A 15,831-nucleotide genomic window follows, 5' to 3' on the forward strand; every position below is an offset into this window, starting at 1 on the left:
CTCGCTAAAGGACCAGGGCCGGTACCACCCGGGCGCGACCGGAGAGCGGATGCTGACTGCCATCTGAAGATGACGCTGTGCATCTGAACCCGTTCGTGTCGCCTGTGGGCCACACGAATGCCGGAGTAGGCGCCGTGTGGGCCGACCCGAGTTCGCGCTTGCTGCATCGGGGGTGAACCTCATGTCCCACCACGAGAACCACACGGCAGCGCCATCCTGGTTCGACCGACTTGCCGGGCGTTTCCACGAATGGCTCTTCGCGACCGACGAAGACACCCGCGCGGCCGCTCGCGGCCAGCAGGTCACCCGGGTGCCGAACAGCAGGCGCCGCGTCTACCGCGATCCCCGTTGGGACACCGTCCACGCGTGCGAACCCTGCGGGGGCACGGGGTGGTGGCCCTACGAGGACGCCGTCTGCCCGGACTGCGCCGGTGCCGGTGTCGTCCGCTCCATTCCCGCGGCGGCCGTGGCCGCCGAGCAAACCGCCGGACGGACAGGAGGAAGGTCATGAGCCGTTGGCAGGAACCCCAGGCGATCGCCGAGCTGGCCAGGGAGATCACGGTGGTCAGGAGGCCGAACCCGCTCATCGCTCTCTATCACTGGCGTTACGAGGTCGGCGCGCTCCTCGTCCTCCCGTACGCGCTGTTCGCCCTTTTCCGGGCTGTCGGCCCGATCTGGGGCGCGGTCGTGTTGTTCGGCGTCGCGAATTGGCTGTTCTACTGGCGCGCGGCGCGGCGCTTCCTCCGCGACCGGCTTCGCTCGATCGTCGTGCAGCACCGGTTGCGGACCGGCTTCGCCCGTGCCCGGGTGTGCACCCTCGACGGCAGGCTGCCGGTGATCCTGTGGACCAAACCGCGCGGTGACGAAGTCGAGGTCACCGTGTTCTGCCCGGCCGGGGTCGGCTACGAGCGCATCGAACAGCGGCGTGCCCTGCTGGCGGCGGCGTGCTTCGCCTCCGACGTCCACGTGTACCGCCATCACAAACGCGCCAACGTGGTGCACCTTTCGGTCTGCACCGCACGCTTGCGCAAGGCCACCGAAGACACCGTGGAGGACGAGGTCAGGCCCGGTGTGCCGCCCGCGCGACGATATGCCGGGCAGCCGGACGGTGCCGCCATTCCCCTTTCGGGGACTTTCGCACGAATTCCTCGCGCAGTGCGGCGATGAACTCCTCACCGCGCATGCTCGCCAGCGGCCGCATCGGCCCGGATCGGGTGTGCGCGGTGAAGAACGTGTCCGCGTCCGGATGGACCATCGGGAACGACAACGGCTCGTCCCGTTCGAGCACGGCGCCCCGCAAAGCGGGCAGGAGCCGCTCTTCCCAGGAGCGGTCGCCTGCCGGGACGCGTTCCCGGAGGACGTCCGACAGCACGGTGAACGGCCCTCCCGGCTCGGTGCTGTGCGGCCAGTAGACGACCGAAAGCACTCCGCCGGGGCGAAGCGCGCCGGTCCAGGATCGGAGCGCGGCGTCGGGTTCGGGCAGCTGCTGGAGCCCGAAGACCGAGAGGACCGCGGCGGCGGAGGCCGGTTCGAGTTCCGAGGCGTCGCCCTCGACAACGCGTACGAGTGAGTTGCCCGCGGCCCGTGTCCGCGCTCGGGCGGCCATGCCCGCGGACAGATCGATGCCGACGATCTCGCGGCCGGGCAAATGCCCGGTGAGCACGTCGAGTTCCGGGAAGGTCCCGCAGCAGGGGACGAGAACGGGGCCACCGGGCAGCTGCGCGGGGAGCGCCCGCACCGCGGCGGCGACCCACGGCGCGAACCGGGGGACGTAGTAGGCCTCGTAGCCGTCGGCGGCTTCGTCCCAGCCGCGGGCGACGCGGGCGAGGTGTTCGGCGGTCATCGTGGAGTCTCCGTCGGGGATTCGAGCGCGGCCGACCTTCGCCGCAGGTGTTCGCGTTCGGGTTCGGTGGGAGCGAGCGCGATCGCTTCGCGGTAGGCCGTGAGCGCCGCGTCGTGGCGGCCCAGCCGCCGCAGCAGGTCGGCCCGGGCGATGGCGAAGGGAGGGTAGCCGCGGAGCAGCGGTTCGCCGGTCAGTTCGTCGAGCAGCGCGAGTCCCGCGGCCGGACCGTCGCGCAGGGCGACGGCCACGGCGCGGTTGAGCGCTACGACGGGGGAGGGCGCCAAGGTCGTCAGGACGTCGTAGAGCGCCACGATCTGCGGCCAGTCGGTGGTCTCGACGTCGGCCGCCTCGTCGTGCAGGGCCGCGATCGCGGCCTGCACCCCGTAGGGTCCCGGCGGGCCGCCGGTCAGGGCGGCGACCACCAGGCCGCCGCCCTCTTCGATCAGATCCCGGTTCCAGCGGCTCCGGTCCTGGTCCGCGAGGAGGACCGGTTCACCGTCCGGCCCGGTCCGGGCGTCCCACCGGGCGTGGACGAGCAGCATCAGCGCGAGCAGCCCCGCCACCTCCTGGTCGGCGGGCATCAGTCCCCGCAGGATGCGGCCGAGCCGGATGGCTTCCTCGGCCAGGTCCGCCCGTTGCAGACTCGCCCCCGAACTGGCCGCGTACCCCTCGGTGAAGATCGAGTACACCGCCTGCAGCACACCCGGCAGCCGCTCCGGCAGCTCGTCCGCGCCGGGCACCCGGAACGGGATGCGGGCCTCGCTGATCTTCTTCTTCGCCCGCACGATCCGTTTCGCCATCGTCGGCACCGGGACGAGGAAGGCCCGTGCCACCTCCGGCGTGGTCAGCCCGGCGAGAAACCGCAGGATCAGCGCACCCCGGTCCTCGGCGGGCAGGGCGGGATGGGCGCAGGTGAAGAACAGCCGCAGCCGCTCGTCCGGCAGGCTGTCACCGGCGTCCGCCGCGGGAGCGGGCCCGGCCCGATCCGCTTCCACCTGCAGAACCGCGAGCTTGGCGGCGTAGGCCTGATCACGGCGCAGCCGGTCGACCGCCTTGCGCCGCGCGGTGGTCATCAGCCACGCACCCGGCCGCGGCGGGACACCGTCCACCGGCCAGCGCTCCAGCGCCGCTTCGATCGCCTCGGACGTGACCTCTTCGGCCAGGTCGAGGTTGCCGAAGCGGCGCACGAGCGCGGCCAGGAGCCTTCCCCGTTCTTCGCGGAACACCGCCTCCACCGAAGCCGTCCCGGGCCCCCGCTCGGCCATGGTCAGACGGTGAAATCGGCGACCGGGCGGACGACCACCGAGCCGTCCCGGGCGCCGGGGCAGCGGGCCGCCCAGTCGAGCGCGACGTCCAGGTCCGGTACGTCGATGACGTAGAAACCACCCAGCACCTCGCGGGTCTCGGCGAAGGGCCCGTCGGTCACCGTCCGCTTCCCGTCGCGATCGACTTTCACCGTGGTCGCGGTGACGAGGTCGGCCAGCGACTCCCCGGCGGACCAGATCCCGGCGTCCTTGACCTCCTTGTCGTAGGTCATCCAATCCTCGAAGGTGCACTGGGGCTCGACGTCGCCGGTCGCGGCCTGGATCATCAGCATGTACTTCACGGTGGAACTCCCGTTCTGGGTTACGCACGGCCTGCTTGCCGCACGACACCACTACGAGCGGGAGACCGTCAAATGGACACGACGCCGAGAAAACTTTCAGGAGGCCGCTTCCAGCGCTTCGGACTGCTCGGCCACCGGTGCGGTGACGACGCGGGCGGGGATGAGCAGCGACGCCAGCGCGAGCAGCCCGGTGAGCGCCATCGCGCGTTCGACCAGCCCCAGCGGGATCGCCCGCCACCACGGCTCGCCGCCGTTCATCGAGACCACGATCGCGCCGAGGATCACCCCGAACCAGGCCAGCGCCGCCACCGCGAGCACCCGCGTCACCGCACGCCGGGCGGGCGAGGAGGAAAAGACGGCCTTCGCGGCGAACCACACCGCCAGGGGAAGGGCGACGAAGGCCACCACGCTCGCGATCCGGTGCACCGTCCCGCCGGTGCTCGGCCCGATCGCCCAGTTGTTCTTGGGGAACGCCACGATCACCACCAGGCTCACCGTCCAGAGCGCGCAGAACACCGAGGCCGCGGACAGCGCGGGAAGGTGCTTGCGGCGGATCAGCGCGCCGAAGCCGATCGCCGAGCCGAGCGCGACCAGCAGGACCGCGACGTCGAAGATCCACTTGTACTCGCTCAGCGCGTATTCGCTGATGGTGCGGCGGACCGGGCTGATGCCGCTGGTGGCGGGGAGGACCTGCAACAGCAGGATGAGCAGCGCTCCGCCGGCGACCGAGACCACGGCGGCCAGCAGTGCCAGCGGTGACCGGGCGGTGACCTGGGACGTCGTCATGGTTGAAAGATAACCACTCAACCTGAGGGTTTTCTTAGGCTTTACTGTCGAAATCGACAGGGAAGTCCCGTCTTGGGGCGCGTGTGCGAGTGATCGTTCCGGCACGGTCGGTGAGATCGCTGGGCCGAAAGAGGTGTAGGCGACTTGTGGCGGGTCCCTCGGACGGGGTCCCGGGTCTAGGGTCTCGCTACCGGTGACCTCACCCGGTCACCGGACTGTCCAAGGAGGTCAGTCTGTGGGGTATTCACCAAACCGGCGAAGAGCGGGATGGACGGCGGCGACCCTGGTGCTCGCCGGCACCTTCGTGGCACTCCCGTCGGCCACGACGGCAGGGGCCGCGGACAACGTGGTGCGAGCCGATCAGGCCGTGCCGCGTTCCTGTTTCGCCGCGCTGCAGAAGCCGGGTACCTCCGGCACCGATCGGCGCGAGTTCACGTCCACAGTAGACGGTCTGCTGCAGGCGCGGATCGCGCCCCGTGGTGGCGGCGAGGGTGACTGGGACCTCGCGGTCTTCGACAAGACCACCGGAGCCGTGGTGGCCGCGTCGGCCGCGTTGCGCAGCCACGAGCTCGCCGAAGGTTTTGTCAAGAAGGACCAGAAACTCGTCGTGCAGACCTGCCGGTACGCCGGGCAGACGCGCGACGCCCTGCTGGGGGTCGACTTCCTCGCCCTGACGCCGCAGGGGACGCCGACCGGAGCCGCGCCCGCGCCGCAGCGCGCCGAACTCGTCCGGGTCGAGACGCCCGCCAAGCAGGACAAGGACAAGCTCCTGCGGCTCGGACTGGACGTCACCGAGAAGGCCGACGCCACCGGCGTCGAGGTCGTCCTCGCGAACGACACCGACCGCAAGACGCTGGCGGACAACGGCTTCAAATCGAAAGTGATCGAGCCGGATCTTTCGGGCAAGTCGATCCGCAACGCCAAGGCCGACAGCGAGTACGACGCCAAGACCCGGGCCTCGACCCTGCCGTCCGGGCGCACGAGCTACCGGCACCTCTACGACTACCAGTTCGAGGTCAAGGAACTGGCCCGCAAGAACCCCAAGCTCGTCACGGCGTTCACGCTGCCGCAGCCGACCTGGGAAGGCCGCGACGTCGTCGCCCTCGAGATCGCGACCGACGTCAAGAACATCGCCGACGGCAAGCCCGTCAACTTCACCATGGGCGTGCACCACGCCCGGGAGTGGCCCGCCGGCGAACACGCCATGGAATGGGCCCACGAACTGGTCAAGGGCTACACCGGCAACAACGCCGAACTCCGCGGCCTGGTCGGCCGGACTCGCAACGTCATCGTGCCGATCGTCAACCCCGACGGTTTCGAAATCTCTCGTGAGGCCGAGCCCAAGGGCGACTTTTCGCGGTTCGACTACGAGATGAAGCGCAAGAACTGCAACGTCAACGACTCGCCCAAGGAGTTCGCGACCGGCGTCTGCAAGGCCAACCCCGCCGGCCGTGAACGCGGCACCGACCCGAACCGCAACTACGCGGGCTTCTGGGGCGGCGCCGGCGCGTCGACCCTGTGGCGCAGCGACACCTTCCGCGGGGCGGGCCCGTTCTCCGAGCCCGAGACGCAGAACATCCGCTCGATCGTGTCCAACCGCCAGGTGACCAACCTGATCACGCTGCACACCTACTCCAACCTGGTGCTGCGTGTCCCGGGTGTCGCCGCCGTCCGCCCGCCGCTCGACGAGCCGGCGTACAAGGCGCTCGGTGACAAGATGGCCTCGCGCAACGGGTACACCAGCCAGCCGTCGTGGGCGCTCTACGACACGACCGGTTCGACCGAGGACTGGTCGTACTGGGCCACCGGTGGCTGGGGCTTCACGTTCGAGGTCGGCCCCAACGAGTTCCACCCGCCGTTCTCCGAAGGTGTCGTCGCCGAGTACACCGGCGTCGCCCCCGCGGCGGGCGCGGGCAAGGGCGGCAACCGGCAGGCGTTCGTGGACATGCTGGCCAACACCGCGGACCCGGCGGCGCATGCGACGCTGATCGGTACCGCGCCGAAGGGTTACCAGCTGAAGCTGCACAAGACCTTCCAGACGCCGACCTCGCCGGTGGTGCAGCCGGACGGTTCGACGAAGCCGCCGATCTACGTGACCGACGACCTGAACTCGTCGCTGGCCTCGACCGGTGGCCGGTTCGCGTGGTCGGTCAACCCGTCGACCCGTCCCTACGTCGCGGGCCGTTACGGCCGTGAGCCGCAGGGGCCGGCACAGCCCGCGATCCAGGTGGCCAACCCGGCCGGGGTCCCGGCGATCAACACGAACTACCCGAACGACCCCACGTCGGAGAGCTTCAAGTTCCGCGTCGACGGGCTCCCCAAGGTGGACAACGGGAAGTTCAGTGTCGACGTCAAGTGGGCCGGCCAGGACTCCGACTGGGATCTGTACGTCTTCGACGCGGCGGGCAACATGGTCTCGTCTTCGGCGAACGGTTCGACCACGGAAGAGCACGCCATCCTGTACGACCCGCCCGCCGGGGAGTACACGGCCGTGCTGGTCAACTACGCGCAGGCGAATCCGTCCACTGTGGACGACTGGACCGGCGGTGTGTCGTTCCAGTCGCCGATCCCGCCGACCTACGGCCCCAAGGAGGCGTACCAGCTGACCTGTACGTCGCCGAAGGGCAAGCTCGTCGGACTGGCGGACGTCTACGTCGACCGCGGCCAGACGGTCGACGTCGGTGAGGTCTGCACCCGTTCCGCGCGGGCGAAGAAGGAGCGCTCGGGCCGGTAGTTCACGAGCGGCAAGGCTTACCGGAAGCGCTCAGGTGGTATGTCCGTGAAGGCCTCCTTGAGGGACCCTGGGTCCCTCAAGGAGGCCTTCACGGACCACAGGGCGCGGCGAGGGAGCGGTGGCTCAGGCCCTTCCGCCCACGACCCGGTCCCGGACCAGGCGCATCGTCGCCGAGTCCACAGTGGACGGCTCCGCCGCCAGCCAGCCGCCGATCTCGTGCAGGAACTGTTCGGGTGTCATCGGCGGCGCGGGAGAGGGGTCCTCGTACTCCGTGGTGATCTCACCGGTCCGGCTCGGATACACGATCATCGCGCCGCGCAGCGCGACCCCCGGCAGGATCCGCCGGTACTCGGCGAGGCTCTCCGTCAGCCTGCTCCCGCCGCCGAGGAAGGCGCGGCCGTTGCGCAGCAGGCGATCGTCGTCGTCGGTTTCGTAGTGCCCCGGCAGCCACAGTTTCGATTCGACGAGTACGAGCCGCTTTCCGCACAGCACCGCGTGGTCGACGTCGGCGAAGACCGAATCCGGCCACGAGAGGCCGTGGAAGATCCGCGCGCCGGGCAGCCGGGTCAGGTAGCGCTCCAGCAGGTCGGCGGTGAGGCGCTCGGCGAGTTCGTCGGCCTCGGTGCCGGGGGTGCCGAACACCCGTTTCCCGCCGAATTCCGCGGCGAAGCGGTTCTTGGCGCGGGAAGCGGCGAGGTAGCCGCGCGCGAGGCGCTGCACCAGCAGCGCGGTTCCGGCGGTCAGGATCAGCCAGACGATCAGGGTGGGGGCCGTGAATCCGACGCCGGTCAGCACCGGCAGCAGCACCAGCACCATCCCGCCGACCGCCGCGACGACCGGGGTGTGCCCGGGCCCGCGTCGCCGTCCGTGGCGCACGCGGCCGTCCTGTCCGGCGAATGCCCACCATTCGAGGTCTTCCGGATCGATCACGACCGGCTCGGGCTCGTAGCCCGGTTCTTCGCCGAAGCGACGCCGCGGCCGCGGCCGGATCGGGACGCGCACGGAGCGCCCGCCCGCGTCGTAGCCCGCGCGCCGCATCGGATCGCTGAGCGTATCGTAGGCCTCGCGGACCAGCTGGAACGTGAGCGCGGAACCCCCGGTGTCCGGGTGATGTGACTTCGCCAGCCGCCGGTACGCGGTCTTGATCTCGTTGACCGAGGCGGCCTTGCCCACGCCGAGCACCTCGTAGTAGTCGACATCGGGCACGGGCGGTTCACCTCCAAAGGGCCGGGCCGCAACACTATTCGGCCGCCGCCGGTCACCCGCAACCACCTCCGCGGCGCGTCGGGGTGACCTCGCGGCATACTGTTTCGCTTGTGGCGGAACGAGGTCCGTCTCCGGTGCGTCCCGGATATCGTGGAGATCGACAACACGCGAGGAAGGACAGCGGTGGGAGAACCGGTCACGGGCACGGCCGCGGGGGTACCGTTCACGGTCTTGCCGCCATCAGTCGAGGTCAGCGGTCCCGCGCCGGTGGTCGTCGCTTGGCACATGATCGACTCGCCTCGCTCCGACGCCGCGTTCGCGGCCGCGTTGCCGCTGGCGGGGGTGCCGGCGTGGCGGGTGTACCTGGGAATGCCGTTGTGCGGCGCGAGAATGGTCGACGGCTCGATGGACGCCTTGCTCGAACGGGCCCGGCGTGACGCGATGCTCGCCTACGTCGATCCGGTCGTCGCGCAGGCGGCGCTGGAGTTCCCCGCCGCGCTGGCGGAACTGCGCGAACGCTTCGGTTTCGACTCGTCGCGGATGGCCGTCGTCGGTGGCTCGCTGGGCGGTGCGGTGGCGTTGACGATCCTGGCCACGCGGGAGATCCCGGTCCGCGCGGCGGTCCTGATCAACCCCGCCGTACGGGCGCGTTCGGTGATCGGCCTGGTCGAAGACCTGCTGGGGCAGGCGTACCCGTGGAGCGACAAGGCAGCACGAGCAGCGGATCAGCTCGACTTCGTCGCACGATCGGGTGAAATATCGGCGCGGGACGAGCAAGTTCCGTTGCTGGTCGTGAGCGGCGAGGACGATCATTCCTCCCTGCGCACCGACGCCGACGACCTGGTCGCCGCGCTGCGCCGGCGGTACGCCCGGCCGGACGACGTCCGCCTGGCCCGGCTGCCCGGCCTCGCGCATCCGCTGGCCGAAGACCCGGGCATCGAACCCGCCCCGCAGCTGCCGATCGCGAAACTGGTCGACGACACGGCCGCCGAGTGGCTGGAGCGGCGGCTGGCTTGACACGCGTCAGCAGGCGGGCGGCGGCACCGATCGGGGCGGGCCGAATTCGAGGCGGAGCTTGTCGGTCTTCGGGATCACGAACGCGACGCCGGTCGAGGCTCGCCAGTTCGCCGGGAGGAAGACGTGCTGGCCACCGGACTGGAGCAGCAGCTTCAGTCCGGTGTACCGGTACTTGTACGCGGCTCCGGCGTCGGCGCATTTCACCTGCACGACACCGTTCGCGGTGAGATTGAGGCTTTCCGCGCTGTACAAGGTCGCGGCCGGTCTCGTCGGGATCACCCCGGCGGCCTCGTAGGCACGGCTGGTGCCGACGGCTCCCGAGTAGTCGCCGACGGACCAGAACAGGCCGATGCTCACCAGGACGTAGCCGGTCACCAATTCCGCGACGCTCGACCGGCCGCTCCCCGTGCTGCGCGAAGTCCAGTGCCGCCAGGCGAAGAGCACCATCAGGACACCGATCGCGAAGCCGAGCCCGGGAGCGCCGGGACGGTCGCGAAGGGGTTCCGGGTCGAGGGCGATCGCCGTCGACGAGACGAGGAGCGCGAGGCCGAGCACGCCGGCGACCGGGGTGCAGCTCCGCAGCAGGCGGTTCCAGGAATCCTCGCCGAGCCGGATCTTCAGGAACCGGGTCAGGATCAGGAAGAGCAGTACCGCGCCCGCCGCGCCGGTCAGGGGCAGGAGCATGCCGTCGACGCCTCGCCCGAAGATCTCGTCCGGCGGCTGGCCGAGCAGCGTGTAGTGCACGCGGAAGTAGATGAAGTACGTCTGCGTGTAGACGAGCCCGAAGTAGTAGAGCAACGCGGTGAGCAGGGTCGTGTTGGCCAGTGCGGTGCCGATCAGCCTGAGCGCGCGCGACGGGCCGGCCGCCGGTTCGCCGGCGGTGGGCTCGGGTCTGCGGAGACCTCGGTGGCTTCGGCGAAGTGAACGCCGGACGCTCATCCGCCCGTGGTTTCGCTCGGTTCGATGCTTTCCGACTTCGGAGGCGCCGAGCTTTCCTCCGTCGTCTCGGGTGCGCACGCCCTGGCCCGGATCGTGATCGTCTTGCCGGGGTGGACCGGATTCGGGCCGATACCGCGGATGCAGTCACCCGCGCTCGCGTCGGCGATCACCACCGAGACCCCGCACCGCCGGGGACTCTTGCAAAGATCCGCGAGGTTCTGCTCGATCGCGTTCTTGGCGGTGGCGGGATCGGTGCCGAGCAGGTCGCTGTTGTACCTGATGGGGCTTCCGGGAACGACGGGCGGACGAGGTTCTTCGGTCCGGGGGCCCGGCGCGGTCGGGACGACCTCGGAAGACGCCGTCGGGGCGGTCTCCGTCGTCACCGTGCTGTCGGTGGTCAGATCCGCCGGAGCGGTGTCGCGGGGAGCGGACGCTCCGCCACAGGCGACCGTGAACCCGAGAGCGACGATCGCGATCGCCGTGCTGATCAGCCGTTTCATGGACCTCACCGTCCCTGGGAAGACGTCCTTTCGGATAAGGACGCAGAACGAAGGCCCCCTGATACGTCCCGGCTTGGGCCGTTCGGGCGTATTCGGCGGATTCCGCCCTTTCGGGCAGTCCGGGGTGGACCGGCACACGACAACTTCGCCGCCCGGCCTTCCGGCACGCCCCAATTTATGTTAAGAAACTTTACTAACTAATCGGGAGGCGCGTTTTGAGTTCATCCCCGCGGCCGGGGCTCGAGCGGAAGATCGGGCCGCTGCAGGCGACCGCCATCAACATGACCCAGATGTGCGGGATCGGCCCGTTCGTCACCATTCCCGCGATGGTGGTGACCCTCGGCGGCCCGCAGGCCATGTTCGGCTGGCTCATCGGCGCGGTCATCGCGCTGGCCGACGGCCTGATCTGGGCCGAACTCGGCGCCGCCCTCCCCGGCGCCGGCGGCACCTACGTGTACTTGCGCGAGGCGTTCGGCTCCCGGACCGGCAGGCTCATGCCGTTCCTGTTCGCGTGGAGCGCGGTACTGTTCATCCCGCTGATCATGTCCACCGGCATCATCGGGCTCGTCCAGTACCTCGGGTACCTGATCCCGGGGGTGGCCGACGACGGCGGGACCACCGGGCTCGGCAAGGTCATCGGCCTCGGCGTCATCGTGCTGATCGTACTGGCGCTGTTCCGCGAGATCGGCGAGATCGGGAAGCTGACCACCGTCCTGTTCGCGATCATGTTGTTCGCCGCGCTCTCGGTGATCGTCGCGGCCTTCACGCATTTCGACGGTGCGCAAGCGTTCGCGTTCACGCCGGGCGCGTTCTCGTTCGACGGCGGAGCGTTCTGGGCCGGGCTCGGCGCGGGCCTGATCATCGCCATCTACGACTACCTCGGTTACAACACCAGCGCCTACCTCGGCGGCGAGGTGCGTGACCCGGGCCGGACGCTGCCGCGATCGATCATCCTCTCGATCCTCGGCATCATGAGCCTGTACTTCCTGCTGCAGCTCGGCGTGCTCGGCTCCGTCCCGCTGGAGGAAGTGAAGAACGCCACTTCGGTCGCCTCCACCGTGCTGGAACAGGCTTGGGGCACGGGCGCGGCGAAGGTCATCACGGTGTTCATCGTGATCGCCGCGATCGGCTCGGTCTTCGCCGGTCTGCTCGGCGGCTCACGGGTCCCGTTCGAGGCCGCGCGCGACAAGGTGTTCCTGCCGGTGTTCGCCAAACTGCACCCGAGACTGAACCTGCCGACGGCCGGTGTGCTCACGATGGGCGTCATCGCCGCGATCGGCTCGCTGTGCACGCTGACCGCGGTGATCAACGCGGCGGTGACGGTGCTGGTGCTCATCCAGTCGCTCGCGCAGGTCGCGGCGATCGTCGTGCTGCGGCGACGGAGGCCGGAACTGGAGCGGCCGTACCGGCAATGGCTCTACCCGATCCCGACGGTCATCGCGCTGCTCGGCTGGGTCTACATCTACTTCTCCGCCACCTGGCTTTCGATCGGGCTTTCGGTGGGCTGGATCGCGCTCGGCGTGGCGGCGTTCTTCGCCTACGCGAAGGCGGAGCACGTGTGGCCGTTCGGGCCCAAGGGAATCCAGGAATCGTTCGCGGGGGCGGCAGCAGAGGGGAACGTGCGGTGACGGGGGACGAACTGATCCTGGGGATCGACTTCGGCGGGACGAAGGTCGCGATCGGGCTGGCCGACAGAGCCGGGAGCCTGCTGGTCACCCGGCGGCTCGACACCGACGCGCAGGCCGGCGCCGGGCAGGTGGTCAGCCGCGCGCTCGCCGCGGCACGGAAACTGCTCGCCGACGAAGGCGCCGCGGACGCCTTGGGCGCGATCGGCGTCGTCAGCCCCGGCATCGTGCTGGAGGACCGCATCCTGCTGGCCCCCAACGTGCCGGGCTGGGAGGAACTGCGGTTGCGCGAACTCGTCGCCGCGGAGTTCGGGGACGTGCCGATCGAGGTGGGGACCGACGCCAAGGCGGCGGCGCTCGCGGAATGGCGATGGGGGGCGCTGGCGGACACCGATCCGGCGGTCTTCCTCTCGCTGGGGACCGGGATCGCCGCGGCGGTCCTGGTCGGCGGCCGGCTGCTGGCCGGCGCGAATGGCGCTGCGGGAGAGATCGGGTACAACCTCCTCTCTCCGCAGGACACCGACGGGTTCGCGGGCGGAGCGGCGCCGCTGGAAGAAGCCGTCGGTGGGCGTGGGCTGGGCGGCCGGGCGAGTGTGCTGCTCGGCCGCCCGGTGACCGCGGGCGAACTGTTCGGCCTCGCCAGGGACGACGCGCAGGCCAAGGAACTGGTCGGCGCGGCGCTCGACGAACTGTCGATGCACGTCGCGAACCTCGCCATCGCACTCGACCCGCAGCGCATCGCCGTCGGCGGGGGACTGGTGCGCTCGGCCGACATCCTGCTGCCCGCACTGCGCGAGCGGCTCGCTCAAGCCGTGCCGTTCCCGCCGGAACTGGTGTCGGCGAAATTCGACCAGGACGCGTCCCTGCTGGGCGCGATCGCGATCGCGCTGGACGCCTGACCGCAATTCGGCACCTGGTTGCGATAGTTGCGCCAGGTAAGCATCGCGTTCAGGTGCCGAATCACGATCACCGACCGAAGCCGCCGGGCGCCCGCTAGATCCGATCTAGCGAAAGTCCGGCGGCTTTCTCGCGCCCAAGGGGTGAGGCGAGAGGAGGTCGGTCATGGACGAGAGTCCGCTGCGGGTCGCGGTGATCATCGGCAGCGTCCGCGAAGGGCGGGTGGGGGACGCCGTCGGCAAGTGGTTCACCGCTCAGGCGGAAAACCGGGACGACCTCGTCACCGAAGTGCTCGACCTGGTCGACTTCGACCTCCCCGCGGGGCTGCCCGAACCGCCTGCCGCCGACATGAAGCGCTTCGCGAGGCTGGTCGACGAGGCCGAGGCGTTCGTCGTCGTCACCCCTGAGTACAATCGCAGCTTCCCGGCGTCGCTCAAGCAGGCGATCGACTGCGCCTACGACGAGTGGCGCGCGAAACCGGTCGGTTTCGTCTCCTACGGCTACCGTTCCCAGGGTCTCCACGCCGTCGAGCAGCTGCGCACGATCTTCACCGAACTGCACACGGTCACCATGCGCGACACCGTGGCCTTCAACCTCCTCGACGGCACCTTCGCCCGCGACGGCACCCCTTTCGACACCGACGGGGAGGAACAGGCCGTGACCACCTTGCTCGACGAACTCGTCTGGTGGGGCCTGGCCCTGCGCGAAGCACGTGCCACCCGTCCCTACGTCTGTTGAAAGCTGTTGAAGGGAAATGAAAATGAGTGAACTGGCCATCGAGGCCTCGGGGCTGGTCAAGGTGTTCGGGGAGAACCGGGCGGTCGACGGGATCGACCTGAAGGTCCCCGCCGGCACCGTGTACGGCGTCCTGGGACCGAACGGCGCCGGCAAGACCACCGCGGTGAAGATGCTCGCGACCCTGCTCCGCCCCAGTGGGGGCGAAGCGCGCATCTTCGGCAAGGACGTCGTCCGCGAGGCCGACGCGGTGCGGTCCATGGTCAGCCTGACCGGGCAGTACGCCTCGGTCGACGAGGACCTGACCGGGACCGAGAACCTGGTGCTGATCGGCAGGCTGACCGGGCACCGCAAACCGGCCGCCCGCGCGCGGGCCGAGGAACTGCTGGCGGCGTTCGGCCTGACCGAGGCCGCGGGACGGCAGGTGAAGAACTACTCCGGCGGGATGCGGCGGCGGATCGACATCGCCGCGAGCATCCTCAACACCCCGGACGTGCTCTTCCTCGACGAACCGACCACCGGGCTCGATCCCCGCAGCCGCAACCAGGTCTGGGACATCGTGCGCGCGATCGTGCGGCACGGCACCACAGTCCTGCTGACCACGCAGTACCTCGACGAGGCCGACCAGTTGGCCTCCCGGATCGCGGTCATCGACCGCGGCAAGGTGATCGCCGAAGGCACCAAGGGGCAGCTGAAGGCCTCGGTCGGCGCGGGCGCGGTCCACGTCCGGCTTCGGGAAGCCGATCAGCGTTCCGAGGCCGAAGCGCTGCTCGTCCGCACGTTGCAGGCGCAGGTGGTGCTCGAATCGGACCCGGTCGCGCTGACCGCGCGCCTGTCGGGCGAAAGCACCGAACAGGGCGCCGCCGAACACGCCTCGCACGCGCTGGGCGAACTCGCCCGCGCGGGGATCATCGTCGACACCTTCTCCCTCGGCCAGCCGAGCCTCGACGAGGTCTTCCTGGCCCTGACCGACCGCACCGCCACGCCTGAGGAGAGTGCAGCTTGAGCACCACGGCAGTCAAAGAAAACGAACCCGTTCTCGCGGCACCGAAGCCCGAAGAGCTAGCCGCCGTCCTGATCTCGAAGAACCGCCCTCCGCGCCCGAGCGCGCTGTCGACCTCGGTCACCTTCGGGTGGCGCGCGATGCTGAAGATCAAGCACGTGCCCGAGCAACTGTTCGACGTCACGGCGTTCCCGATCATGATGACGCTGATGTTCACCTACCTGTTCGGCGGCGCGCTGTCCGGTTCCCCGAAGGAGTACCTGCAGTTCCTGCTGCCGGGCATCATGGCGAGCAGCATCCTGATGATCACCATGTACACCGGCATCTCGGTGAACACCGACATCGAGAAGGGCGTGTTCGACCGATTCCGCACGCTGCCGATCTGGCGGCCGTCGGCGATGGTCGGCTATCTGCTCGGCGACATGCTGCGCTACCTCATCGCGTCGGTGGTGATCCTCGGCGTCGGGCTGATCATGGGCTTCCGCCCCGGCGGCGGAGTCGGTGGCGTGGCCGCCGCGATCCTCCTGCTGCTGGCGTTCTCGTTCGCGTTCTCGTGGATCTGGACGATGTTCGGCCTGCTGCTGCGCAGCGAGAAGTCGGTGATGGGCGTCAGCATGATGGTGCTGTTCCCCCTGACCTTCCTCAGCAACATCTACGTCGACCCGAAGACGATGCCGAGCTGGTTGCAGGCCTTCGTCGACGTCAACCCGGTGACCCACGTGGTCGCGGCGGTGCGCTCGATGATGGGCGGCGACTGGGACGGCGGCGAGATCACCTGGGTGCTGATCGCCGGCGGAGTCATCCTCGCGATCTTCGGCACGCTGACGATGCGGCTCTACAACCGGAAATGACCACCCCGATCGGCGATCACGCGTGACCGGCGGGGACGGCACGCTCGCGAACGCGTTTCACCGTCGACCGGAAACGAGCTGGGGGTGAC

At 69.6% G+C, this 15,831-nt stretch carries 16 protein-coding genes; 9 read left to right on the plus strand and 7 right to left on the minus strand.

Features of this window, described 5'->3' with window-relative positions:
* The first annotated feature begins 181 nt into the window (after positions 1-181).
* The gene (locus P3102_RS14170) at positions 182-511 is read left to right on the plus strand and encodes a hypothetical protein (protein WP_276369598.1); all 330 of its coding nucleotides are present in this window, start codon (positions 182-184) and stop codon (positions 509-511) included.
* Positions 508-1,167: a hypothetical protein gene (locus tag P3102_RS14175; RefSeq protein ID WP_276369600.1), complete on the plus strand. Its 660-nt coding sequence runs from the start codon at positions 508-510 to the stop codon at positions 1,165-1,167. Before P3102_RS14170 ends, P3102_RS14175 begins: the two co-directional genes overlap by 4 nt.
* On the opposite strand, the gene P3102_RS14180 is transcribed toward P3102_RS14175, so the two are convergent.
* The 4 genes from P3102_RS14180 to P3102_RS14195 all read right to left on the minus strand — a co-directional run bounded on the left by P3102_RS14180 (position 1,061) and on the right by P3102_RS14195 (position 4,235).
* Positions 1,061-1,843 carry a methyltransferase domain-containing protein gene (locus tag P3102_RS14180; protein WP_276369601.1) on the minus strand — a complete coding sequence of 261 codons (783 nt, stop codon included), beginning with the start codon at positions 1,841-1,843 and terminating at the stop codon, positions 1,061-1,063. The genes P3102_RS14175 and P3102_RS14180 overlap by 107 nt on opposite strands.
* On the minus strand, positions 1,840-3,108 hold the full coding sequence (locus tag P3102_RS14185; RefSeq protein ID WP_276369603.1) for an RNA polymerase sigma factor: 1,269 nt from the start codon (positions 3,106-3,108) through the stop codon (positions 1,840-1,842). The genes P3102_RS14180 and P3102_RS14185 overlap by 4 nt, the downstream gene beginning before the upstream one ends.
* Before the next feature lie 2 nt (positions 3,109-3,110).
* Positions 3,111-3,440, minus strand: coding sequence for a YciI family protein (locus P3102_RS14190; RefSeq protein ID WP_276369605.1), 330 nt, complete (start codon positions 3,438-3,440; stop codon positions 3,111-3,113).
* A gap of 105 nt (positions 3,441-3,545) precedes the next feature.
* The gene (locus P3102_RS14195; protein WP_276369606.1) at positions 3,546-4,235 is read right to left on the minus strand and encodes a DUF998 domain-containing protein; all 690 of its coding nucleotides are present in this window, start codon (positions 4,233-4,235) and stop codon (positions 3,546-3,548) included.
* 235 nt (positions 4,236-4,470) lie between these two features.
* Between P3102_RS14195 and P3102_RS14200 the strand changes: the two genes are divergently transcribed.
* Positions 4,471-6,969, plus strand: a complete 2,499-nt coding sequence (locus tag P3102_RS14200) for a M14 family zinc carboxypeptidase (RefSeq protein WP_276369608.1) — start codon at positions 4,471-4,473, stop codon at positions 6,967-6,969.
* A gap of 123 nt (positions 6,970-7,092) precedes the next feature.
* Here P3102_RS14200 and P3102_RS14205 read toward each other — a convergent pair whose 3' ends face one another.
* The gene (locus P3102_RS14205) at positions 7,093-8,175 is read right to left on the minus strand and encodes a DnaJ domain-containing protein (RefSeq protein WP_276369609.1); all 1,083 of its coding nucleotides are present in this window, start codon (positions 8,173-8,175) and stop codon (positions 7,093-7,095) included.
* 108 nt (positions 8,176-8,283) lie between these two features.
* On the opposite strand from P3102_RS14205, the gene P3102_RS14210 reads away from it, so the two are divergent.
* Positions 8,284-9,192, plus strand: a complete 909-nt coding sequence (locus tag P3102_RS14210) for a prolyl oligopeptidase family serine peptidase (RefSeq protein ID WP_276369611.1) — start codon at positions 8,284-8,286, stop codon at positions 9,190-9,192.
* 6 nt (positions 9,193-9,198) lie between these two features.
* Here the strand turns inward: P3102_RS14210 and P3102_RS14215 are convergent, their stop codons facing one another.
* Complete coding sequence (locus tag P3102_RS14215; protein ID WP_276369612.1) at positions 9,199-10,131, minus strand: hypothetical protein; 933 nt, start codon at positions 10,129-10,131, stop codon at positions 9,199-9,201.
* Positions 10,128-10,631, minus strand: a complete 504-nt coding sequence (locus P3102_RS14220; protein ID WP_276369614.1) for a hypothetical protein — start codon at positions 10,629-10,631, stop codon at positions 10,128-10,130. The genes P3102_RS14215 and P3102_RS14220 overlap by 4 nt, the downstream gene beginning before the upstream one ends.
* A 215-nt stretch (positions 10,632-10,846) precedes the next feature.
* Here P3102_RS14220 and P3102_RS14225 point away from each other — a divergent pair, with 215 nt between their 5' ends.
* The 5 genes from P3102_RS14225 to P3102_RS14245 all read left to right on the plus strand — a co-directional run bounded on the left by P3102_RS14225 (position 10,847) and on the right by P3102_RS14245 (position 15,742).
* Positions 10,847-12,259: an APC family permease gene (locus P3102_RS14225; RefSeq protein WP_276369615.1), complete on the plus strand. Its 1,413-nt coding sequence runs from the start codon at positions 10,847-10,849 to the stop codon at positions 12,257-12,259.
* Positions 12,256-13,155, plus strand: a complete 900-nt coding sequence (locus tag P3102_RS14230; protein WP_276369617.1) for an ROK family protein — start codon at positions 12,256-12,258, stop codon at positions 13,153-13,155. The genes P3102_RS14225 and P3102_RS14230 overlap by 4 nt, the downstream gene beginning before the upstream one ends.
* Positions 13,156-13,318: 163 nt before the next feature.
* Complete coding sequence (locus P3102_RS14235) at positions 13,319-13,891, plus strand: NAD(P)H-dependent oxidoreductase (RefSeq protein ID WP_276369618.1); 573 nt, start codon at positions 13,319-13,321, stop codon at positions 13,889-13,891.
* A 22-nt stretch (positions 13,892-13,913) separates the two neighbouring features.
* Entirely contained in the window at positions 13,914-14,894 is a 981-nt protein-coding gene (locus P3102_RS14240; RefSeq protein WP_276369620.1) for an ATP-binding cassette domain-containing protein, read from the plus strand.
* Entirely contained in the window at positions 14,891-15,742 is an 852-nt protein-coding gene (locus tag P3102_RS14245) for an ABC transporter permease (protein ID WP_276369621.1), read from the plus strand. Before P3102_RS14240 ends, P3102_RS14245 begins: the two co-directional genes overlap by 4 nt.
* Positions 15,743-15,831 lie beyond the last annotated feature (89 nt).

Source organism: Amycolatopsis sp. QT-25 (genome assembly GCF_029369745.1).
Classification (GTDB): Bacteria; Actinomycetota; Actinomycetes; order Mycobacteriales; family Pseudonocardiaceae; genus Amycolatopsis.

Coding starts and splice junctions, on each gene's coding strand:
- P3102_RS14190 (WP_276369605.1), bottom strand. CDS start 3,440: ATGCTGATGATCCAGGCCGCGACCGGCGACGTCGAGCCCCAGTGCACC.
- P3102_RS14235 (WP_276369618.1), top strand. CDS start 13,319: ATGGACGAGAGTCCGCTGCGGGTCGCGGTGATCATCGGCAGCGTCCGC.
- P3102_RS14175 (WP_276369600.1), top strand. CDS start 508: ATGAGCCGTTGGCAGGAACCCCAGGCGATCGCCGAGCTGGCCAGGGAG.
- P3102_RS14240 (WP_276369620.1), top strand. CDS start 13,914: ATGAGTGAACTGGCCATCGAGGCCTCGGGGCTGGTCAAGGTGTTCGGG.
- P3102_RS14185 (WP_276369603.1), bottom strand. CDS start 3,108: ATGGCCGAGCGGGGGCCCGGGACGGCTTCGGTGGAGGCGGTGTTCCGC.
- P3102_RS14195 (WP_276369606.1), bottom strand. CDS start 4,235: ATGACGACGTCCCAGGTCACCGCCCGGTCACCGCTGGCACTGCTGGCC.
- P3102_RS14220 (WP_276369614.1), bottom strand. CDS start 10,631: ATGAAACGGCTGATCAGCACGGCGATCGCGATCGTCGCTCTCGGGTTC.
- P3102_RS14180 (WP_276369601.1), bottom strand. CDS start 1,843: ATGACCGCCGAACACCTCGCCCGCGTCGCCCGCGGCTGGGACGAAGCC.
- P3102_RS14215 (WP_276369612.1), bottom strand. CDS start 10,131: ATGAGCGTCCGGCGTTCACTTCGCCGAAGCCACCGAGGTCTCCGCAGA.
- P3102_RS14170 (WP_276369598.1), top strand. CDS start 182: ATGTCCCACCACGAGAACCACACGGCAGCGCCATCCTGGTTCGACCGA.